The organism is Myroides odoratimimus, assembly GCF_001485415.1.
Classification (GTDB): Bacteria; Bacteroidota; Bacteroidia; order Flavobacteriales; family Flavobacteriaceae; genus Flavobacterium; species Flavobacterium odoratimimum.
In genome coordinates this window covers 75,800-98,384 of sequence record NZ_BCMQ01000005.1, presented here as the reverse complement: position 1 = coordinate 98,384, position 22,585 = coordinate 75,800, and the positions used below count along the sequence as shown (strand labels likewise).

At 36.0% G+C, this 22,585-nt stretch carries 15 protein-coding genes and 1 pseudogene; 9 read left to right on the top strand and 7 right to left on the bottom strand.

What is annotated here, in order from left to right:
* Window positions 1–114 precede the first annotated feature (114 nt).
* From mscL to MODO_RS06430, 3 genes are all read right to left on the bottom strand, one after another.
* On the bottom strand, window positions 115–552 hold the full coding sequence (gene mscL / locus MODO_RS06440) for a large conductance mechanosensitive channel protein MscL (RefSeq protein ID WP_006259762.1): 438 nt from the start codon (window positions 550–552) through the stop codon (window positions 115–117).
* Window positions 553–596: 44 nt separating this feature from the next.
* Window positions 597–3,038, bottom strand: a complete 2,442-nt coding sequence (locus tag MODO_RS06435) for a bifunctional UDP-N-acetylmuramoyl-tripeptide:D-alanyl-D-alanine ligase/alanine racemase (protein ID WP_006259763.1) — start codon at window positions 3,036–3,038, stop codon at window positions 597–599.
* 64 nt (window positions 3,039–3,102) lie between these two features.
* Entirely contained in the window at window positions 3,103–3,462 is a 360-nt protein-coding gene (locus tag MODO_RS06430; RefSeq protein ID WP_006259764.1) for a DsrE family protein, read from the bottom strand.
* Between the two features lie 659 nt (window positions 3,463–4,121).
* Between MODO_RS06430 and MODO_RS06425 the strand changes: the two genes are divergently transcribed.
* From MODO_RS06425 to MODO_RS06395, 7 genes and pseudogenes are all read left to right on the top strand, one after another.
* Window positions 4,122–4,682, top strand: a complete 561-nt coding sequence (locus MODO_RS06425; RefSeq protein ID WP_006259765.1) for a YeeE/YedE family protein — start codon at window positions 4,122–4,124, stop codon at window positions 4,680–4,682.
* Between the two features lie 37 nt (window positions 4,683–4,719).
* Window positions 4,720–5,133, top strand: a complete 414-nt coding sequence (locus MODO_RS06420) for a DUF6691 family protein (protein WP_006259766.1) — start codon at window positions 4,720–4,722, stop codon at window positions 5,131–5,133.
* A gap of 89 nt (window positions 5,134–5,222) precedes the next feature.
* Window positions 5,223–5,855 (top strand): Crp/Fnr family transcriptional regulator, encoded by a 633-nt coding sequence (locus MODO_RS06415; protein ID WP_006259767.1) that lies wholly within the window; start codon window positions 5,223–5,225, stop codon window positions 5,853–5,855.
* 8 nt (window positions 5,856–5,863) lie between these two features.
* The gene (locus MODO_RS06410) at window positions 5,864–6,655 is read left to right on the top strand and encodes a sulfite exporter TauE/SafE family protein (protein ID WP_006259768.1); all 792 of its coding nucleotides are present in this window, start codon (window positions 5,864–5,866) and stop codon (window positions 6,653–6,655) included.
* A 73-nt stretch (window positions 6,656–6,728) separates the two neighbouring features.
* Window positions 6,729–8,159, top strand: a complete 1,431-nt coding sequence (locus MODO_RS06405; RefSeq protein ID WP_006259769.1) for an MBL fold metallo-hydrolase — start codon at window positions 6,729–6,731, stop codon at window positions 8,157–8,159.
* A pseudogene (gene trxA / locus MODO_RS06400) lies at window positions 8,152–8,481 on the top strand (thioredoxin); the annotation flags it as partial. The gene MODO_RS06405 and the pseudogene trxA, both read left to right, overlap by 8 nt.
* Before the next feature lie 136 nt (window positions 8,482–8,617).
* On the top strand, window positions 8,618–11,353 hold the full coding sequence (locus tag MODO_RS06395) for a M16 family metallopeptidase (RefSeq protein WP_039328636.1): 2,736 nt from the start codon (window positions 8,618–8,620) through the stop codon (window positions 11,351–11,353).
* Between the two features lie 74 nt (window positions 11,354–11,427).
* Here the strand turns inward: MODO_RS06395 and MODO_RS06390 are convergent, their stop codons facing one another.
* The gene (locus MODO_RS06390; protein ID WP_230486179.1) at window positions 11,428–12,243 is read right to left on the bottom strand and encodes a hypothetical protein; all 816 of its coding nucleotides are present in this window, start codon (window positions 12,241–12,243) and stop codon (window positions 11,428–11,430) included.
* Between the two features lie 93 nt (window positions 12,244–12,336).
* Window positions 12,337–14,133, bottom strand: coding sequence for a translation elongation factor 4 (lepA, locus tag MODO_RS06385; RefSeq protein WP_006259773.1), 1,797 nt, complete (start codon window positions 14,131–14,133; stop codon window positions 12,337–12,339).
* A gap of 293 nt (window positions 14,134–14,426) precedes the next feature.
* Between lepA and MODO_RS06380 the strand changes: the two genes are divergently transcribed.
* On the top strand, window positions 14,427–15,308 hold the full coding sequence (locus MODO_RS06380; RefSeq protein WP_006259774.1) for an esterase-like activity of phytase family protein: 882 nt from the start codon (window positions 14,427–14,429) through the stop codon (window positions 15,306–15,308).
* Here MODO_RS06380 and MODO_RS06375 read toward each other — a convergent pair.
* A complete protein-coding gene (locus MODO_RS06375; RefSeq protein ID WP_006259775.1) occupies window positions 15,291–19,031 on the bottom strand; it encodes a BamA/TamA family outer membrane protein in 3,741 nt (1,246 codons plus the stop codon). The genes MODO_RS06380 and MODO_RS06375 overlap by 18 nt on opposite strands.
* 27 nt (window positions 19,032–19,058) lie before the next feature.
* Between MODO_RS06375 and MODO_RS06370 the strand changes: the two genes are divergently transcribed.
* Window positions 19,059–20,216 carry a Pycsar system effector family protein gene (locus MODO_RS06370; protein WP_006259776.1) on the top strand — a complete coding sequence of 386 codons (1,158 nt, stop codon included), beginning with the start codon at window positions 19,059–19,061 and terminating at the stop codon, window positions 20,214–20,216.
* Here MODO_RS06370 and MODO_RS06365 read toward each other — a convergent pair.
* Window positions 20,197–22,563: a hypothetical protein gene (locus MODO_RS06365; RefSeq protein WP_006259777.1), complete on the bottom strand. Its 2,367-nt coding sequence runs from the start codon at window positions 22,561–22,563 to the stop codon at window positions 20,197–20,199. The two genes, MODO_RS06370 and MODO_RS06365, sit on opposite strands and share 20 nt — an antisense overlap.
* Window positions 22,564–22,585 lie beyond the last annotated feature (22 nt).

Genomic DNA, 22,585 nt, shown 5'->3' with positions numbered 1-22,585 from the left:
TATAATTTATTTATATTAACTACTATGTCAGATAAGGTAAATAAAAAAGGGTATACATAAAGTATACCCTTTTTTATTATCACAAAGCGATTTTAAGAAACCACAGTCATAATATTATTGTTTCTTTAACAAATCTCTGATTTCTGCTAAAAGATCCTCTTGAGTAGGTGCTGGTGGTCCTGCAGGTGCTTCTGGTGCAGCCTCCTCTTTCTTTCTTAATGAGTTAACTCCTTTTACTAAAAGGAATACACATAGAGCTAACAATGTAAAGTTGATTACCTCTGTAATAAAGCTACCATAAGCAAATACAACATTACCGTCTATTCCTCTTGCTGCTGCTAGAGGTGCCCCATCAGGTGCATCTCCTTTTAACACTACATACATATTAGTGAAATCAGGTGTTCCGATGATAGCAGATACTAATGGCATAATAACATCGTTTACAACACTCGTTACAATTTTACCGAATGCTCCCCCGATGATTACCCCTACCGCTAGGTCCATTACATTGCCTTTGACAGCGAATTCTTTAAATTCTTTTACAAATCCCATAGTCTTTATTGTTTAAGTTTTGAATAGTTAAAAATATAACTTTTTTACTCTATAAAAAAAATTCTTTTAACGCGAAGTGCAATACTCGTTAAAATCTCATATGGTATTGTTTTTATTTTATCTGCTATAATAGTGACTGGCAGGTCTTTACCAAAAATAACAACCTCATCATTTTCTTGGCATTTTATTTCTGTTACATTGATCATTAACATATCCATACAGATAGATCCTGTGATCTCTGCTTTTTGCCCATTTACTAAGACATAGCCCACAGGTCCCCATGAGCGATGTACTCCATCAGCATATCCTATGGGCACAGTGGCGATACGTGTTTTACCTTCTGCGCGAAATCTCCGACCGTATCCTACACTGTCTTTATCTTTGATTTCTTTGATTTGCATAATGCGAGTTTTAAGCGTACTAACATTAGCCAATTGTTGCATTTCTTCTCTATCATTACCAACTCCATACAATCCTATTCCCAATCGAACCATATCAAACTGATGCTCCGAAAAGTTAAAAATACCGGATGTATTCAGAATATGACGTATTGGGTTAATCCCTAATTCTTGTATTAGTTTATCTGAGTTATCTGTAAACATCTCTATCTGTCCAAGTGTAAAGTCTGTATATTCAGGCATATCACTTGATGATAGATGTGAGAATATAGATTTGACTTCGACCACATTAGTATGTCTAAGCACTTCTATTAACTCGTCTAGATCTTCAGTCAAAAAACCATGTCTATGCATACCCGTATCCAGCTTGATATGGATAGGATATTCATAGCAGTTGCGTTCTCTAGCTACTTTTAAGAATGCATTAAGCTCACGTACAGAGTACACCTCTGGCTCTAGATCATACGCTATCATCGCTGAGAATGCATTAATCTCAGGATTCATCACGATAATCTTAGTATTCACACCAGCCTTGCGCAATTCTATTCCCTCATCTGCAAAAGCTACTCCTAGATAATCTACCTTCTCATGAGCTAATAATTTCGCTACTTCATAGCTACCATTACCATATCCGAATGCCTTCACCATGACCATCACTTTAGTCTCTGGCTTTAGCTTTGAACGGTAGAAATTAAGGTTGTGACACATCGCAGTAAGATTAACTTCTAGTACAGTCTCATGCGTTTTCTTCTCTAGCATCGTGACGATTCTGTCAAAGCGGAATCCTCTAGCCCCTTTGACTAAGATATTCTCATCACTAAAATCCTCTACAGATACTTTCTGTAAGAACTCTTCAGTGTCTCTATATAGATAAGTGTTCGTCGTCCCGATTAGATACTTACTTATATGCTCTCCTATACCGATCACACGAGTTATCTGATGTGTAGACAACAGCTCTTTTAGCTGACCATATATCTCCTCCTCCTCATACCCACTCTTAAACATATCTGATAGTATCACAGTCTTAGACGCACTCACCTTATGCTTCTCTAGAAAGTCAAGAGCGATAGATAGTGACTGATAATCTGCATTATACGCATCATCTATTATCGTACAGTTATTCACACCATTCTTTACCTGCATACGCAGTTCTACTGGATAGAGTCCTTGGATACGCTGTGCTATCTTCTCTAAGTCATACCCTAAGTAAGACATCGTACTAATACAAGTCATTATATTACGCACAGAACTATCATCTGTGAATGGAAGTTCTACTGAGTACGAATCACCTTGATCAATAGATACAGTAAGACTAGAGGAATAAAGCTGTCCATAGACATTCGCTGACGTATCTGTCAGACTCCAAGTATATACAGAAGCAACAGAACTAAAATATTGTAATAACAACTCATTCTGCTCACAAATAACTACCTCAGCATCCTGGAATAGTTTAGCTTTCTCACTCACTTTTTCTTCTAATGAGCGAAAACCTTCTCCATGCTCTTCTGTAAGTGCTGTAAAAACACCTATAGTAGGCTTGACCACCTTAGCAAGTCTCTCCATTTCACCCACAGTAGATATTCCAACTTCGAAGATACCTAAGTTGTGCTTCTCCTCTATCCCAAATACAGATAGTGGCACACCCGTCTGAGAATTATAACTCTTAGGGCTCTTGATGATCTTATACTCTTCGCTCAGTAGATAGTTAAGCCATTCTTTTACTACCGTCTTTCCTTTACTACCTGTAATTCCGATAACTGGAAAATCAAAACGATCTCTATGAAAAATAGCCGCACCCTGAAGTGCAGCTAATGTATTATTTACTTTAAAGAAAAGTACTCCTTCTATAGGACGTACCTTAGTCTGGTCAGAGATGACGATATATCTGACTCCTTTATTTACCAATTCTTCGATATAATCATGACCATCATGATTACCTCCTTTTAATGCAAAAAATAAAGTGTGTTGATCATTCTGCAATGACCTACTGTCTACGGATATATTCGAAATATCTACATATTCACTCTTACTGTTTCCTATAATGTCTGCTCCAATGAATGAACAGAACGCATCCGTATTAAATTTCATTATTTTGCCTTATTTGATACACAAAGGTAAAGAGAGTCATACCACTCTCTATCTATATAAAATCTTAAAAATTACATTTTATATAAGACCACCCTTCTTCTTGTTTTTCGATAATATAAACTAATCCTGAAGGTACGAATCCTACATTCTCGATAATATCTGATTTATCTATTTTGCGAGCATTGATTGTATTCTCACACGCAAAGAATTGTATACCTTTTTGCATCACTGCCTTAAGAGGTTCTCCTACCATCGTCTTGCTTTTTCTAAGCATTCCGATACCAGGCCCATGCACGACTACTTGTATCGTTACATCCTCTTTCCAGTGATTTCTAACATTAGATACATAAGTCATTAGTGCATTCTGTTCGTTAATGTTGTCTGTGTTTAATTGAAATACAACGTTGTGCTTTGTATTTTTCATAAGTATATCTATTTTTAAGTTTTGGGTTCTATTTTTTAAGTTCTATAAAACTACTAAAAACCACTCATATCGACTAATAAACTCTCACAAACTTTTGCTACTATTCTGTTTAAAATTCTATTCAGATCTAAATCTATCCTTTCAAAAAAAGGAATTTCTTTTTTTTGTTTTCAGCATAAATAAGTTCCTATTTATACCCAAAATTCTCTTTCAACACCTTCTTTTTTAAAAAAATTACCTCAAAAACCATCTATAAGAACAATTTTTCTAAAAAAACAATTTACTTTTTTTACCACCAAAAAAACAACAATACACTAATTATCAATACAATAACCCTAAAACACCCCTATACCACCTCAATCACAATACTCCCCTTATACTTAGTAAAATAAGGCTTTAGAGGCATTTCCTTCGACAATACATGGACAATACCCCGAGAATGATGGACATAGAAGCACTTTTCTCCAACAATACACCTTTTATACACCCAGTATTCTCCTCTTATCACAGTATTACGTAGTATTAATTTTCACTTACATTCCTATATCCAATCATCTTTCAATATAAATGGTGTACTAACAAAAAAGAAGTGCTGTGTATCCTAGGTTACATTTCTTCTCGATTTTAATCGAGAACTTTGTCTTATTAAATTAAATGTTATGGAATGGATATATGGCCCATGGCCTTGGTATGTAGGAGGTTTATTCATCGCTACTACACTTATATTACTTTTATTAATGGGCAAATCTTTTGGGTTTTCCTCTAATCTACGCACCATGTGCTCGATGATGGGAGCAGGTAAGAGTTGTGATTTCTTCTGCTTTAACTGGAAAGCTCAGACGTGGAACTTACTTTTCTTAGTAGGTACTATCCTAGGAGGGTTCATCGCATACCACTTCTTGAGTGTAGAGCCAGCAGCGATACCACTAGCCGATCAGACGATAGAGAAGCTACATACACTAGGTATAGAAAGTGCTGGCAAGGCATATATACCGACAGAGCTATTCTCTAATGAAGTATTCGGTTCTATTAAATCTATCGGACTACTATTATTAGCAGGGTTCTTCGTAGGGTTTGGTTCTAGATATGCAGGAGGATGTACTTCAGGACATGCAATCAGTGGGTTGAGTAATCTACAATTGCCTTCCTTGATAGCTGTAATTGGTTTCTTTATAGGAGGGTTAATTATGGTACACCTACTGTTCCCTTTTATTTTCTAACACAAGTGATTAACAATATTTATATCAATAAGATACAATGAAAAAATTAGCCTATTTATTAGTCGGAATGCTTTTCGGGATAGGGATGTTTAAGTCTGGCGCGGCATCGTGGTTCAGAATATATGAAATGTTTCAATTCGACAGCTTCCACATGTATGGTATTATGGGAACTGCGTTAACAATCGCTGTTATCGCAACCTATATTATCAAGAAAAAGAATATCAAAGACTTCTCTGGTAACCCGATAGAGTTCACCCCAAAAGAGAAGAGTGTACCACGCTATCTGATAGGAGGAATCTTTTTCGGGTTAGGATGGGCATTAGGAGGAGCTTGTCCCGGACCTATGTTTGCCTTATTTGGAGCAGGCTTTTTACCTATTTTGATTGCCATCATCGGAGCATTATTAGGGACTTGGTTCTATGGATTGATCAGAAGATGGCTTCCTCATTAATAAACAATATGGATTAAAGGAACTAATACTTTTGATATATTGTCACGATAAAGTAACTTAGAACCATTAATTCATTTGTTTATTCTTTTATGGAACATATCATACGAAACAAGTACCGCTCTACCTTCGAGGAGAAGTTATTAGAAGAAATCATAGAAGTATCTACTATAAAAGACTTTAAAGAAGGAGAAAAGTTGATGGAGATAGGAGAATACATTAAGAAGATTCCTCTACTCCTAGAAGGTGCTATCAAAATCATCAGAGAAGATCAGCGAGAGGGAGAGATAGTCCTATACTATATAGAAGAAGGAGATACCTGCGCGATGACACTGACCTGCTGCTTAGGTGAGACGAAGAGTCAGGTGCGCTCTATAGCAGAACGCGATGGTAGTGTAGTCTTAGTTCCTGTAGGAAAAATGGATGAATGGCTGGTAAAATATAAGAGTTGGCGCAACTTCGTACTCAACAGTTATAACAACCGTATGAACGAAATGCTAACTGCTATAGATAGTCTTGCCTTCATGAATATGGAAGAACGTCTATGTAACTTACTGAGAAGTAAAGCGAAGATATACAACAGTCGCTTTATCAACAATACACATCAAGAATTAGCTGACGAACTAAATACCTCTAGAGTAGTGATCTCTAGAATACTAAAAACTTTAGAAAACGAAGGTATTATACAGCTCAATAGAAAATATATCGAGCTACTTAAGCCTTAAGTACAGATATGGATTATACAGCATTAATAGGGTATGCACTAGCCTTACTTATCGGGATATCACTAGGCCTTATCGGTAGTGGTGGATCTATACTCACCGTACCTATCCTCGTGTATATCATGAAGGTAGAGCCCTTCGTAGCTACAGCATACTCACTATTCATAGTAGGATCTACTTCTCTAGTAGGTGGTATAAAAAACTATATAGACAAAAAAGTAGATCTAAAAACAGTATTGCTCTTCGGGATACCCTCTGTCATCACAGTATATATCACGAGAGCCTACTTACTCCCACTTGTACCAGATGTAATATCCATCGGTAGCTGGAGTATAGATAAGAATATTGTGCTGATGGTCTTATTTGCCTTAGTGATGTTCACTTCGGCAACTAAAATGATCAGACCAAAAAAAGAAATAGAGGTAATAGATACTAAGCCAGCCTTATCAGGGCTAGTATTACAAGGCATCTTGATCGGACTGCTAGCAGGTACAGTAGGTGCTGGAGGAGGATTCTTAATCATTCCCGCTTTAGTCTTATTTGCCAAAATGCCTATGAGACAAGCTGTCGGCACCTCATTATGCATTATCGCTATACAGTCCTTAATAGGATTCTTAGGCGATCTAGGTCATACCGCTATGGACTGGGCGATGCTACTTACTTTTAGCGGGATATCTATGGTAGGGATCTTCATCGGTATCTATTTAACAAAGTACGTTCCTGATAAAAATTTAAAAAAGTGCTTTGGTTATTTCGTACTAATCATGGCTATTTATATCCTAATTAAGGAAGTGTTTTTATAGTTTGTAACCTAAGTTACTGTCATTTTAAAAACATCTTCTTACTTTTACTACAAACAAAGAAATAAACTACAATATGAAAATAGAACAAATTTATACAGGATGTTTAGCTCAAGGAGCTTACTATATAGAGAGCAACGGAGAAGTTGCTATCATCGATCCACTAAGAGAGGTACAGCCTTACTTAGACAGAGCGGCTAAAGATAATGCGACGATTAAATATATCTTCGAAACACACTTCCACGCAGACTTCGTGAGTGGACACGTTACATTAGCTGAGAAAACAAATGCTCCTATCGTATACGGACCAAATGCTAACCCAACGTTTAAGGCACATATCGCTACAGATGGAGAGGTATTTAAAATAGGAAATATCACAATCACAGCATTACACACTCCGGGGCATACGATGGAGAGTACTACGTACTTACTAAAAGATGAGAATGGAAAAGATCACGCTATCTTCAGTGGAGATACGTTATTCTTAGGTGATGTAGGTCGTCCTGACTTAGCTCAGAAAGCGGCTGACTTGACTCAAGAGCAATTAGCAGCTACGCTATACAATAGCTTACGCACGAAGATTATGACGTTAGCAGATGATGTTATCGTATATCCTGCGCATGGTGCTGGGTCTGCTTGTGGAAAGAACTTAAGCAAAGAAACTGTTGGTACCCTAGGGGATCAAAAACAAACGAACTATGCACTACGTGCTGATATGACAGAAGCAGAGTTCGTAAAAGAAGTAACAGATGGTCTACTACCTCCTCCTGCATACTTCCCACTAAATGTGAAGTTAAATAAAGAAGGATATGAGAATGTAGAGACGATCATCAATAACAACAAAGCCCTTACTCCAAAAGAGTTCCAAGCTTTAGCAGAAGAGTCTGGTGCCTTATTATTAGACGTACGTTCTGCTTCAGACTTCGCTAGTGGACATATACCAGGAGCTATCTTTATCGGATTAGATGGTCAATTCGCTCCTTGGGTAGGTGCATTAATCACAGATATTAAACAACCTATCTTATTAATCACTCCAGAAGGACGTGAAGAAGAAGCTGTGATTCGTCTATCTCGTGTAGGATATGACAATACGTTAGGGTACTTAAAAGGAGGATTCTCTACTTGGAAAACAGAAGGTTTTGAATACGATACTGTACAACAAGTAACAGCAGAAGAACTAGCTGATAAAATAGTGAATGAAGATATCAAGGTAGTAGATGTACGTAAGCCAGGAGAGTACAATTCTGCTCATATCAACTATAAAAACTTGACTCATTCTCCATTAGATTATATCAATGATAATATCGCTGACTTCCCAACAGAAGGTAAATTCTTTATCCACTGTGCAGGAGGATACCGTTCATTAATCGCGTCTTCTATCCTAAAAGCTAGAGGATACCACAATATGATCGATGTAATCGGAGGTTTCGGCGCTATCAAGAACACCTCTATCCCATTACAAGAAGGAGGTAGCTGTACAGCAACATGTCCAACAACTAAACAATAATACAATGAGTAATTTTCAAGAGTTAATCGATAGAGATCAGTTAACTTTAGTTGATTTCTTCGCTACGTGGTGTGGTCCATGCCAGATGCTAGCTCCTGTGCTAGAAGAAGTAAAAAAAGAGCTACAGGATGATATCTCTATTATCAAAATAGATGTAGATAAGAATACGGCTCTTACCACACAGTACAGCACACAATACCAGATGAGAGGTGTACCTACACTAATGCTTTTTAGAAAAGGTAAACTTCTGTGGAAACAATCTGGATATATGGATAAACAGACATTATTAGGTCATATCGATCAGTATAAGCATAATTATTAAAAATAAGGCTACCTATCAAAGGTAGCCTTACTTTTTATAATACTATTCAAAGATTAAAACCCTGCTATATATCAGTTGTTCAATTTATTAGAATTAATATTATATATTTATGACAATTAACCTTAATTACTGACTTATGAAAAAAATAATGTATACACTTATGTTTGCATTGACAATAAGTGCTGCAGATTACGCTCATGCTCAACAGAAGGAGAAACCAACTTTCGTAACCTCTGTTGAAGACATTAAAGAATACAAACTGTCTAATGGGCTAAAGGTACTCTTACTTCCTGATGCTACTCAGAATAATGTGATAGTTAATATCGTGTACAACGTAGGGTCTAAACATGAGGGATATGGAGAGAAAGGTATGGCTCACCTATTAGAGCACATGCTTTTTAAAAGCACTACTAAACTAGGCGATATCAAAAAAATGCTCTCTGACAAAGGTGGCCAAGCACAGGGGACTACTTGGTATGACCGTACAAACTACTATGAGATATTCGCTACTTCTGATGAGAATCTAGCATGGGCACTAGAGATGGAAGCAGATCGTATGATTAACGCTACTATACTTCAATCTGATTTAGACAAAGAGTTCTCTGTAGTGCGAAACGAATTTGAGATAGGAGAGAATAACCCTAGTAGAGTATTAATGGAAAGAACTATTAATACAGCTTACTTATGGCATAATTACGGGCTTAGTACCATCGGGTCAAAAGAGGATATCGAACGTGTTAAAGCTCCTCAATTAAGACGATTCTACGAAAAATACTATCAACCTGATAATGCTACTCTACTTATAGCTGGTAAGTTTGATGAGGCTAAAGCATTAAAATACGTAGAAGATTACTTCTCTGTGATTCCTAAACCTAAACGTGTATTAGATGAAATATTAACTGTAGAACCTGCTCAAGATGGTGAGAAATTTGTAGAAGTAAGACGTGCAGGTGATTCTAAGCATATACAGACCTTATACCACACTGCTTCATACGCAGATAAAGACTTTGCGGCACTTGTAGCACTACAATCTATACTGACTAATGACCCCTCTGGATATTTATATAAAGATTTAGTAGAGACTAAGAAGGTATCATCACTATACTCTTTTAGCCCTACAGTGAGAGATGCAAGTTTTATCTTATTTAACTTTGATATTCCTCTTGATAAAGATCAAAATGAGACACTGAAAGATATCAAGACTGCTTTAGCTAAAATAGAAACTATCAAGTACACACAAGAAGACTTAGATAGAGCTAAAACAAGAATCTCAAAAGGTCTAGAAGATTTAAAGAACAATACTATCCGAACTGCTATTAACTTAACAGAGATTATCGGAGCTGGAGACTATCGCCTGGCTAATTTGTACAGAGATAATGTAGAGAACTTAAAACTAGAAGATATCAATAGGGTAGCTAAAAAGTACTTTAAAGATAATAACCGTACAGTAGGTATGTTTATCCCTTCTAAGGATGAAATAAGAGTGAAGCCAACTGAGTTCTTAGATAAAGACATTAAGGCGCTAGTAGAGAACTATAAAGGAAAAGAAGCATCAGAAGAGTTAAGACCATTCGAAGCATCTATTGCTAATTTACAGAAGAATTATTCTACTGCTAAACTTGGAAATGGGCTTAAATATGGTATTATAGATAAAGATATCAAAGGGGAGAAAGTACAAATAAGTATGACACTACCAGTAGGTAATCAAAAAGACTTATTAAACAAACAATACATAGGTTCTTTTGCAGCAAACCTATTGAATGCTGGGACTAAGACTATGACTAAACAACAGATAAAAGATAGGTTAGATCAATTAAAGTCAACTATATCTGTTAGATTTAATGGTCAAAATATTAGCATAGGAGTATCATCATACAGAAGTAGTATAGAAGAAACGATGGTTATTCTTAAAGATTTATTGACTAACCCTATCTACCCTGAAACAGAATTAGAGAAATTAAAAATAGACTATATTACTAATTTAGAGTCTCAACTAAGTGATCCTCAAGCTATCGCTTCCAACAAAATCTCTCAATTAACAGAGAAAGAAGAAAAAGGAAGTATCTTCTATACTCCATCAACTCAAGAGAACATTGATGGTATTAAAAAAGTTAAACTAGAGGAAATTAAGGACTTCCACAAGAATTTCTTTGGTGCCAATAACGGTATTGCTACAGTAATAGGTATGAAAGACAAAGAAGCTGTGGATAAGCTATTAGAGAACACGTTCGGTAACTTTAATAGTAAAGCTAAATATGAAAAAGCATATCCTAAGTTTATAGACACTAAACAAGTAAAAGAAATATTCGAAACTCCAGACAAAGAAAATGCTGTAGCTATAGGTAAACTAAACTTTGAGATGAATCAATCAAATCCTGACTATGCTGCATTAGTATTTGCAAACGAAGTAATGGGAGGTGGATTTATGACTGCGCGTATCCCTCAACGCTTACGCGAAAAAGAAGGAATTAGCTATGGTGCAGGTACCTCATTAAGTGTACCTAGTGATCCTAAAAACGTGAATGCTTCTTGGTCTATATACGCTTTTATGAACCCTACTAAACGCGTTGATGTAGAAAAAGCTTTGAATGAAGAGTTTAATAAATTAATTACTTCAGGTATTACTGAAGATGAATTAACTGCTAACAAATCTTCATGGAAGAATGCAAAACAAGCAAATCTAGGTAGCGATGGATACTTAATATATTTATCTTCTTTATTCTTGTTATACGACACTCCATTTACAGAGCATGACAAATTAAATGCTGAGATAGACAAACTAACTGTCAAACAAGTGAACGACGCTGCTAAGAAGTACTTACAGCCTTCTAAATTCACAACAGTTTACGCTGGTGATTTTACTAAAAAATAAAGCAAATAACCTTTAAACAAAAAGCCGATTGATTACTCAGTCGGCTTTTATATTTATATACACTAGTCCATTTACTAACAACTAAAGTCTACAGATATAGCTCCTGCTAAGTAGATAAAATGTTGAGCTCCTTTAGATAAATATACTTCTACAGACTGTATTTCATATTCAGGTGAAGCATCGAACACAAAATCTAAGTTGCCATCTCCGTCTAAATCCCCAACAAACAACAACTGTACAAAGGTGTCATTAAAGCTTGGGATATCAAGGATTACTTGTTCTGCCTCTCCATTGACTGTAAGGTATAACTTATAATCTTTAAACTTCTTATATTTCTTAGTCTTACCACTATCATCTGTATAGTCATAAGAATCTACTTGCTCACCTTCTGCTCTCAAAATATACTGTTTCCCATTAAATAGATACTCCTGTGGAGCATCAGGCCATAAAGGTTGCTCTTTAATGTTTAGAGCAGTCTTAGTGCCTTTCTTGATCATTGCATTGGGACCTAAGAAAAAAATAGGTTCCACAGGGCCTGTAGAGAAGATTCCTAGTTGCTCACTTTCTGTACACTCATTCATCTCTTCACTGATGGCATAATCTGCTTTAATAACTTGAAAAAGTCCTTTCTTTTCTTCAAAAGCTAACCATTTATCATTGACCTTATTGAATTCTTCTTGGTGGAAATCCTTGTCGTAATATCTAGGAATAAGAATGTCTAGAATGATGTTTTCTTCCTTACCATATATTGTTAGAGCAGGTTTTTCTTCTTCTGTCGCAGTTACTACTTCTTCTGTAGAAGGTTTAACCTCAGGAATCACTTCTTTCTCTTTTGTTTCTTTACACCCTACCAATGCAAGTAGTGTGAATATGAACAAGGTTTTTTTCATATCGTATATTGGTCTGTTATATTTACATTTTAAATCAAAAAAAAAGACTACCAATGTTGATAGTCTTTTCATTAAATATTTTAAAAGCTGTATTTAGTCATTTAACTTTAATACAGCCATAAATGCTTCTTGTGGGATTTCTACGTTTCCTACTTGACGCATACGCTTTTTACCTGCTTTTTGTTTTTCAAGTAATTTACGTTTACGAGAGATATCCCCTCCATAACACTTAGCTGTTACGTCTTTACGAAGAGCTTTTACTGTTTCACGAGCAATTACTTTTACTCCGATAGCTGCCTGAATAGGAATATCGAACTGCTGACGTGGGATAAGTTCTTTTAATTTCTCACACATCTTCTTACCGATATGATAAGCGTTATCAGCGTGCATTAATGCTGATAATGCATCCACTACGTTAGCATTGAGCATTACGTCTACTTTCACTAAGTTAGAAGTACGCATTCCGATAGGAGAATAATCGAACGAAGCATATCCTTTAGATACAGTCTTCAATCTATCATAGAAGTCAAATACAATCTCTGCCAATGGCATATCAAACATTAACTCAACTCTATCTTCTGTAAGGTAAGTTTGGTTAGTGATAATACCACGCTTATCAATACAAAGACTCATTACTTGTCCAACGAAGTCAGCTTTAGTAATAATAGTCGCTTTAATATATGGTTCTTCTACTCTTTCTAATTTAGAAGGTTCTGGTAAGTCAGATGGGTTATTTACTATAATAGGTGTATCAGGTTCTTTCTTAGTATATGCTAAGTAAGAAACGTTAGGTACAGTAGTAATAACAGTCATGTTAAACTCACGCTCTAAGCGCTCTTGGATGATCTCCATGTGTAACATTCCTAAGAATCCACAACGGAAACCAAAACCTAAAGCGGCAGAACTCTCTGCTGCGAATACTAATGAAGCGTCGTTAAGTTGTAACTTCTCCATAGAGTTACGCAACTCTTCATAATCTTCTGTGTCTACAGGATAGATACCCGCAAATACCATTGGTTTTACGTTCTCAAACCCTTCGATCATATTTTGAGTAGGTTCTTTTGCATCAGTGATGGTATCTCCTACTTTTACTTCTCTTGCTTCTTTAATACCAGAGATTAAGTAACCTACGTCACCTGTTTTAATCTCTTGTTTAGCTACTTGATTTAATTTAAGTGTTCCAATCTCATCTGCGAAATACTCTTTATTAGTAGCCATGAACTTAATCCTCTGACCTTTCTTAATCGTACCATTAACCACACGAAAGATTACCTCAATTCCACGGAATGGGTTATATACAGAGTCAAATATTAAAGCTTGTAATGGCTCCTCAGGATTCCCTTTAGGTGCAGGAACTCTCTCGATAATAGCTTCCAAGATATCTTCTACCCCTAATCCTGTCTTACCTGATGCAGGAATAATCTCTTCATAGTCACATCCTAATAAATCAACGATATCATCGCTTACTTCTTCTGGATTAGCACTTGGTAAGTCAATCTTATTTAATACAGGAATAATCGTTAAATCATTCTCTAATGCTAAATACAAGTTAGAAATAGTCTGAGCCTGGATACTCTGAGCAGCATCAACAATCAATAACGCACCTTCACACGCTGCAATAGACCTAGAAACTTCATAAGAAAAGTCTACGTGTCCTGGGGTATCAATTAAGTTAAGTATATATTTCTCTCCTTTATGAGTATATTCCATTTGGATAGCGTGAGATTTAATAGTAATACCTCTTTCACGCTCTAAGTCCATACTGTCTAAAAGCTGAGCTTGTTGCTCACGAGCAGTTACAGTCTGTGTAGCGTCAAGTAATCTATCTGCTAACGTACTTTTACCATGGTCAATATGAGCAATAATACAAAAGTTTCTAATGTTCTTCATCTTCGTAATATCAAAGTTTATTGGATTATATGCCCATTAGAAGTATTGAAACCACTTTCAATAATCATATAATCTAGATTCTAAGGCTCTTACATTCTTTTAATTAAAGAATCTACCTAGCCTATATTTTGCAAATATACTTTAAAGTTTCAATTTTTAGTTATTTTTCTGTCTTACAATCTCCCTTTATTTAAAAGAAATTGGTTATAATATCTATTGCATTAGATTTAGTAGTCTATTCTATGTTTTATAAAGACACATTTAGTAACTTTATATTCATAAAAGAATACACTATGAAATCATTACTTACAATATCCTTATTCTCTTTAGCGACCTTAGTAAGTTGCGGACAAAAGAGTGATATCACAAAAGATCATATCATACTTCCGAATAACCTTAAAGAGGTATCAGGGCTATACTATGATGCTACTTCTAATTCATTCTGGGCACTACAAGATAGTGGCAATAAGAATGAGTTATATCAAATCAAAGCTGATGGTAAAATAAGCCATACTCTAAAAATAAAAGACCAAAAGAATATAGACTGGGAAGAATTAACTGCAGATAAAGAAGGCAATCTTTATATCGGAGACTTTGGAAATAATAAGAATACTAGAAAGGATCTACGCATCTTAAAGATAAACAAAGACGATTTGCAAAAAGATAAGACAGAGGTAGCTGCAGTAATCTCATTTGAATACCCTGAACAAAAAGCCTTCCCTCCTAAAGAGACTGAATTATTATATGACGCAGAAGCTTTTATCTTATACAATAATAACTTCTACATCTTCACTAAAAATAGAAGTAAAGGCTTCGATGGAACCTCTTTAGTATATAAAATACCTAATCAAGCAGGGCATCACAAAGCTGAACATGTACAAACATTCAATGGATGTAATATATACAAACACTGTGCTATCACAGGCGCTGCTATCAGTCCAGACGAGAAGACTTTTGTACTGCTATCTCATTCTAAACTTTGGATAATAGACGGTTTTAATCCCAACGCTATTATGGATGGAAAGATTAGTGAGCACAAACTACACCACGTCTCTCAAAAAGAGTCTGTGACTTTTGGAGACAACAATACTATCTATTTAGCTGACGAGGTAAAAGATAAAAAAGGTGGTAAAATTTATAAAGTGGATTTGGGTACATTAAAACCCAAACCCTAATCCAAATACAAAGCGACCTCCATCTACACTGTTAAAGAAAGAGCAGTGTAGAGTCGCTTGTTCTACAGCACTTATCCACAGTCCTGCCCCATAAGAGTTATGCCATTTAGTAGAAGACTCCCCTGGCTGCCATACTCTACCGTAATCGAAGCCTCCATAGAAACCATAACTCATAGGAAGAAACCCTGCTGTAAACTGACCTGCATTAAATCTTAAATCTGTTGTTTGTACAAAAGATGTCTTTCCTGTAAAACGCTCTGGTCTAAAACCTCTTAAGTTAGCATTACCCCCTATAGTGGCTGCGTGGTAAAAATCGTAGTTATCATTAAACCTTGTTTGGTATGTAAAATTAGTCGCAAGTACTAATCTTTCACCTCTATCAATATAGTGTAAGAAACTCGCTTTAAGGTCTAAATACGCAAAGTTCTGCTTAGTCTCCTCTAAATTCATTCTCCACCCAAGTTTTGAATTAAAACCAAAGCCAACTGTTGGATTAGCAGGATAATTATACTGCTCATAGTTATACTCTACCTTAAGACCTCCATACTGTTGAAAATCAAAAACCTTAGTATCTACACCATTTACATCATCGGTGATATATCTATCCGTTTGATGTTTTACCTTTAAGGCATCATATTCTAAGTTTGCTTCAAAACTAGCTCCCTGTTTTCCTTCATATCTATACCCAGGAGAAACAGAATAGCTCTCAATGCGTACTCTCTTATAATCTTTGCCTTTTTCTTTATCAAAATAATACGTTTCATTCCCCAGTCCGTAGTAATTAACTGCAAAGTTAGGACTAGTCGCTCTACCGCCTATCGTAAACATCCAGTCATTAGTCGCATTAGGGAAATACCCTTTATACTCTGCCTCTAACCCCTTTGTATTAAAAGAGTAGAAACCTTTCAACACATGCTTTGCTGTATAAGGATCTTGAATAAACTTAGAACGTGTAGAACTGTATAAAAAGCCAAGCTTAACACCATCTTCCGGATTAAAACCAATATTTGGCAATAACATATTCAAGTTAAGAGGTACTCGCTCATAATTAAAGTTATTAATGTCATACTTATTAGTCAGTATTGTTCTTCCATTAGAACCTTCCATCTTTACTTCATTCTTCTTATCCGCATAATCATACACGATTACTTTAGAAGCATTATCTACTAAGAAAGTGTCTTGATTCTTACCACCTATTAATCTAATCTTAATCTTCGCTTTCTCATCTCCACTTACTTTAAAAGTATCCTCATCGTTCAGTCCATATACCCAAATCTCTTTAGTCTCAGTAGCATTATATACCTTATCGAATACTAGTTCTTCTCCAGTCTTTTTAGCTCTATATTGTTTTACACGAACATTCCCTTCAGCCAATCTCTCAATATCAAACATCTCTTTCTTATCAGTTCCTGATAAGATGACATACTCGCGTAACTGTTTATAATATTTCGGCAAGAAAGCATCTATCTTACTACGTCTTGCTTTGAATATTCTTTTGATTTCTTCTACCTCTTTTGTTAGTACTTCTTGAGGCAATTTACTAAACGCCTCGTCTAAAGCCTCATCGTCTAACTTCTCTACAACATCCTTAGCCTCTCTCAACCAATCTTCTAAAGAAGTACCTTTTAACAAGTATTGATCTAATGGAAAAGCTGTTTTATTAATCCATCTAGGATTAGCGAAGTCTTCTGTATAATTCTGCATATGTCTAAGTGGTGGTAGCTTCTTTATCAATGATAACAAAGCACCATCTATCTTAGCAAAAGCCTGATCTCTATCTCTAGGTACTGGTCTATAGATAACTTTATCTCCTTCTGTAAACTCTGACCATCTCCACTGGTCACCATGTCTATCCCAATCCCCGATAAGCATATCAAAGATTCTAGCACGCATATAAGCCGTCTGATCTACCTCATACTTCTCATCTTTTCTCAACTTCGCAATAACATCAGTTGTACTGATAATATTACTAACGTTCCCAAAGCTTACTTCATCCTCATATCCTGACGAAGGTCTCTCCTCAATCATATACAATTCGTCCCCATAGTTATCATTAAACCTACCTAAGACAGACTGCTTAGGTACATAATACAACTCTGGATTAGTGTGATACATCCCTATCTTATCTGCTAAACCATCAAGTATAAATGGTGTATATGGATGTGAAGTCGTATAGAAGTCATATATAAATCGCTCTGTCCAAGTATTGTCAAAAGCATTCATCACATAGTGATCCTTAAACACGGCAGTCTGTGCAAAACGAGACACACTCTTACGCACACCACGCATCACATACTCTTTACCCTCTTTATCTACTAGTCTTAAAGACATAGACTGATTACCTCCTCCAGATATAGTAGGTGTAAGTCCTCCTTTTAGAGTAGTCAAATCTGCTACAGACGCCGTTATCGGTGTACCGTATACATTGCGATAATGCTCCCCCCATAAGAATCGATAGAACTTACTCTTTTCTGTCCATTGTTTAGGATATACACTAGCTTGTGCTGTTTGTTGTTCAAGCTCTTTATTATCTATATCTCGGTTTTCTTTTCCACCTCCAAAGTTATCTAACATCACAGTGCTATATAAAGCTGTATATCCCCCATCTTGATAACCATAGAAAGAAAGCTTAGCACTCTTATCTTCTCTAATCTCAAGCTTAGAATACCCAAACACCCCAGCAGAGAAATCTCCTTCTACAACCGCTCTAGCAGGCGTAAGATTGCTCATCGCTCCACTTATTATCTGCTTTACACCACCTCTGTCTATATACTGTAGATTATGCTCATGACCTGATGCTATCACTACATTTGTATACATTTGCGCGATTGTTCTTATGCGCTTATTTAGCTCATTGTATTTTTTGCTTTGAAGATCTTGAGGATTGATTCCAGACATCTGTCTAGTATAGTTGTATATACTGCCTATAACTGGTAGAGGCACACTCCCTCCTAAAGGAAACAAATGATCTTGCACAGAGAACTTCCCTCCATGATTACCATTGCTATATACAGGGTGATACATCGCTAATACCACCACCTTATTCTGATTCTTATTAATCTCACCTCTTACTTCTTCGAAGAAATCTTCTCTCGTCTTTATATCACAGTCTTCATTGATATTCGGATGGTTATCCCAATTCTCAATGTACCACTGACTATCAATCACGATTAGCACAGTCTCATCATTTACCTTAAGCCTTTCTAGTCCACATACTTTACGAGGAAGTAGAGCTTTCTTATTCCCTGTTCTTTCGACTAAATATTTATCTAGATTCTTAATTCCTTCATAACTACCTTGCCAATCTGATTCACCGTTAATGAATACTGTCGTTCCCTTATTACTCTCCAATAACCCCAAGTGACTCACTAAGCCATCTTCTGCTTTCTTTCTTTTTTTAGAAGAAGTACCTGGCATTCCTTTCTTGGTATTATTCCCTAATAATACTAATGTTGAGTTCTTATCACTCTCTTGACTCAACATCTGTTTAAAAGCTTCTAAATGCTCTTGTTCCTCCGTATTATTTGCTTGGCTTAAGTTTCCAACCAAATAATAAGTATGCACAATTTTTTGATTGCTATTGCGTTCTTGAGAAAACGCCCCGCTTTTAGTACCGTACTGAGGCTCTAATGTTGCACAAGATACTAGACCTACTAAAGAGGTTAAAGAAAGTACAACAGCGATTTTTGAAAGCTTTAACGGTGTTTCAGAAAATATTTTCATATTTTAGGGGTTATAAAGGTTATGACTATGACGATTCTACAAAAGATTGAAGAACACATCTTTCAGATACACAAAGATACACTATCACATCAATATACGTACCACAATTTTAACCATACAGTACGTGTTGTTAATGGTTTAGAAGAAATTTTAAATCATTTAACAGTAGATAGTCATAATGCTAATTTATTGAGATATGCCGCATGGTTTCACGATATAGGTTATATTAATTCTTGGGAAGGACATGAAGAACGAGGTGCACAGATGGCACAAACTTACCTATTAGAGAACGGAGTACCTCATGATGACGTATTAACCGTTATGCAATTAATACGTGCTACTAAGCTAGACTATGTTCCAGATAATGACTTAGAGTGTATTATTAAAGATGCAGACTTCGCACACTTCTCAGACGAGAATTATGTAGAGACTAGTAATCTGCTAAAGAAAGAAATAGAAAACTTATGTTCTAAAACATTTACTAGACTAGAATGGTTAGAGCAGAATAGAGATGTGATGCTGTATAGACATCGCTATTACACCAACTATGCTCAACAAAATTGGCAACCTACTAAACAAAAGAATCTGCTAGATGTACTGTCTAAAATAGATAAAATCAACTCTAACAAAAAGAAAAAAGAGAAGATAGAATCGAATAGAACAATCGATACTCTATTCAGAACTACTTTGCGTAACCATACTCAACTTAGTGCCATAGCAGATAGAAAGGCGAATATCTTATTATCTGTCAATGCGATTATTATCTCTATCTGTCTATCGACATTAATACCTAAACTAGACAGTCCGAGCAATGCTCATTTGATTGTGCCTACATTTGTATTATTAATATTTAGTGTGGCAACTATCATCTTTGCAATACAATCTACTAGACCCAAATTAACGTCAGGTAAATTCACTAAAGAACAAGTAGAAAACAGAGAAGTAAACCTATTATTCTTTGGTACTTTCCATCAGATGCCTTTTGAAGAATATGAAGAATCTCTAAGTGAAATCATGAAAGACAAACAATACCTACACCATGCCCTGACTAAGGACTTATATAGCCTAGGTATTGTCTTAAACAAGAAGTATAAGTTCTTGCGTATCACTTATGCTGTTTTCACATTAGGTATTATTTTATCTGTTATTACCTTTACATTAGCATTTAGAGGTATTGGTTTTTAAGGTAATTATGCATCAGTGTATCATAATCTAATGATTCTATATCAAAGTCTAGATTCACACCTATACGCAGTCCTATAAGACCAGATACACTCTGCATATCTTCGATTAGGAACTGCTCTAAATTATGGTCTAGAAGACCTGCCTTTTGACCAAACTCAATGTATCCTAGATATTCTTCTAAATCATAAGTAGAAGCAAAGGCAATTGTAATCTTTTTGGGTTGTACGATGCGTTCAGTCGAATCTTTTATATTCGCTTTATCTAATCTTTTTTTGATTATTTCATATCGGGTATTATATGCACCATCGATATCGAAGCGCTTCTCGTCCATTCTGAACTGAATACCAAGAGAAGAATCATATACTAAGATTAGTACAGTCACATCCATCTTTAATGGTTCATGTACATTATTGCGATAGTGTATACACATCTGTTCACACATCACCTGTAATTGCCACAAACGGAGATTGTGTAGATAAGTAAAGTCAAAAGACTTCATCGGGCTGATAGAACTACCTATATAAATATTGTGTTCTACCCCATCTGTCTTAAATCGTTCATAATAATGAGGAAAAACTTTCTGTACAGACTCTTGTCTCTGATCTAATAGATCAGTGAAAGTCTTATTCATCTTACCCACCTGAGTATCATATATCTTTCTATATCTATAATAGATACCTAGCTCTTCATCTATATAAGAAAAGTACTCGTCTAATCGAGGTCTATAGAATAAGTGTTCATCCTTTAATAAATAAGGGTGTACCTCATTGGTCACATAGTTCTGAATGCGCTGTTCTAACCCTGTCACGAAGTCCTCTTCTAAGTGTCTCAAATAGGCTTTTAACTTTAGAATATGTCTTTCTAAGATTAACGCATTCTCGCTAAAAGTACAATTGCGAAACACAGCGATTAACTTCTCTAGCTGCTCTCTTAGGTCACCTAGAATAGCCTCGTTGCGGAGTGCTCCAGATCCTTTTATATCTATCTCTCCATATAAAGGATATACATTCTGAAATGCAATAGGATTAATAAAGTAATCTTTATCTGCTACACTATCGATATAGTTGCGTCGAGCTTCTTCTAAGAACTTCCAATAAACACTAGGGTGTATCGTCGTAAACTCTCGTTGGATAATAGCCTCTACCTGATTAAGCATATCTGACTTCACTCGTTGGAAAGTCTCTGATATAATCGGCATCAAAGCATTTAGCTTCTGTGCATTCACACTATTCAATACTCTAGGTTCTTCTGAGACTATCTCGAATACACCTTCTACACCACTAGACAGTACTACAGGGCTAAACAGTCCACTGCGCACCCCATGCCTTTTAAGGTGTAAGCACATCACGCACTCCTTATCATTAGCTAATACTACATCCACATCAGAGATACTATAATATCCTTTTTGATCAACCACAGTCGCATACGCCTTCTCTGATAAGAGAATAGAAGAGTTCTCCTCATCTAGTAAAAAACTAGGCATAGCCATCATCTCATTAGTCTCCTTCTGTATCAATGTATCTACTACTAAGGGCGTGTACCCTATACGCAGATTAGGCACTCTGAATATAGAGCTGAATAGTTGCCCTAAGATAGCTCCTATTGGTTCACGTTGTAACTCTGCTTTTAAGAAATTCTCTTTTAATAAAGACATCGCATTCTCTATTGTGGCATCTACTAGACTAATAATACCGAATCCTTTCAGCACCCAACTCTTCTGAGGAAACTTCTCTTTCCACAACTCTAGATTATCAAAATTATCTTCTAGTAGCTCGATATCTTCCTTAGTCAGCATGACCGCATCTTCTGTAGGCACTACCTCTACGAAGTCTGCATTATACAGTACTCTATAGTGATGGATAATCCCCTTAGCGTCTGGCAAGTCTACAAACAGAGGACGAGTTAAGTCAAATGTCGCCTTAAAATAATGATTCATGATAATACAACAGCACGCTATATAATACTGCTGTTGGTTAAAATCTCTGATCTCTATATTATAGTTACCACCACTCTCCTCGATAATCTTTCTAAACCTTCTACTGTGATTAAACATCAACTTCTGAAGAGGCATCCCCACTGCCTTAATCTCATTATCCGTCAAGGCTATCGGAAATAATATCTCTAGTAACTCCCCTATCAATGCCTCATGTTCTACTAATAGATTATAATCTTCTATGATCTCAAGCAAACATGGCACTTCATTGATACGACCTAATAAGTCTCTAAAATACGTCTTCTTCATTTCATTCTTCTCAGGATCATCGATAAAAGCTTGCATAGCTTCCACCAGACGGTGAAAAGAAAATTTGATATCAAACGGGGTATAATCAAAAGTGGCGAGTCTCATAATATGTTAGGTGCTTTAGGAG

Coding starts and splice junctions, on each gene's coding strand:
- MODO_RS06405 (WP_006259769.1), top strand. CDS start 6,729: ATGAAAATAGAACAAATTTATACAGGATGTTTAGCTCAAGGAGCTTAC.
- MODO_RS06390 (WP_230486179.1), bottom strand. CDS start 12,243: ATGAAAAAAACCTTGTTCATATTCACACTACTTGCATTGGTAGGGTGT.
- MODO_RS06420 (WP_006259766.1), top strand. CDS start 4,720: ATGAAAAAATTAGCCTATTTATTAGTCGGAATGCTTTTCGGGATAGGG.
- MODO_RS06430 (WP_006259764.1), bottom strand. CDS start 3,462: ATGAAAAATACAAAGCACAACGTTGTATTTCAATTAAACACAGACAAC.
- MODO_RS06415 (WP_006259767.1), top strand. CDS start 5,223: ATGGAACATATCATACGAAACAAGTACCGCTCTACCTTCGAGGAGAAG.
- mscL (WP_006259762.1), bottom strand. CDS start 552: ATGGGATTTGTAAAAGAATTTAAAGAATTCGCTGTCAAAGGCAATGTA.
- MODO_RS06370 (WP_006259776.1), top strand. CDS start 19,059: ATGACGATTCTACAAAAGATTGAAGAACACATCTTTCAGATACACAAA.
- MODO_RS06435 (WP_006259763.1), bottom strand. CDS start 3,038: ATGAAATTTAATACGGATGCGTTCTGTTCATTCATTGGAGCAGACATT.
- MODO_RS06375 (WP_006259775.1), bottom strand. CDS start 19,031: ATGAAAATATTTTCTGAAACACCGTTAAAGCTTTCAAAAATCGCTGTT.
- MODO_RS06410 (WP_006259768.1), top strand. CDS start 5,864: ATGGATTATACAGCATTAATAGGGTATGCACTAGCCTTACTTATCGGG.
- MODO_RS06365 (WP_006259777.1), bottom strand. CDS start 22,563: ATGAGACTCGCCACTTTTGATTATACCCCGTTTGATATCAAATTTTCT.
- lepA (WP_006259773.1), bottom strand. CDS start 14,133: ATGAAGAACATTAGAAACTTTTGTATTATTGCTCATATTGACCATGGT.
- MODO_RS06425 (WP_006259765.1), top strand. CDS start 4,122: ATGGAATGGATATATGGCCCATGGCCTTGGTATGTAGGAGGTTTATTC.
- MODO_RS06395 (WP_039328636.1), top strand. CDS start 8,618: ATGAAAAAAATAATGTATACACTTATGTTTGCATTGACAATAAGTGCT.
- MODO_RS06380 (WP_006259774.1), top strand. CDS start 14,427: ATGAAATCATTACTTACAATATCCTTATTCTCTTTAGCGACCTTAGTA.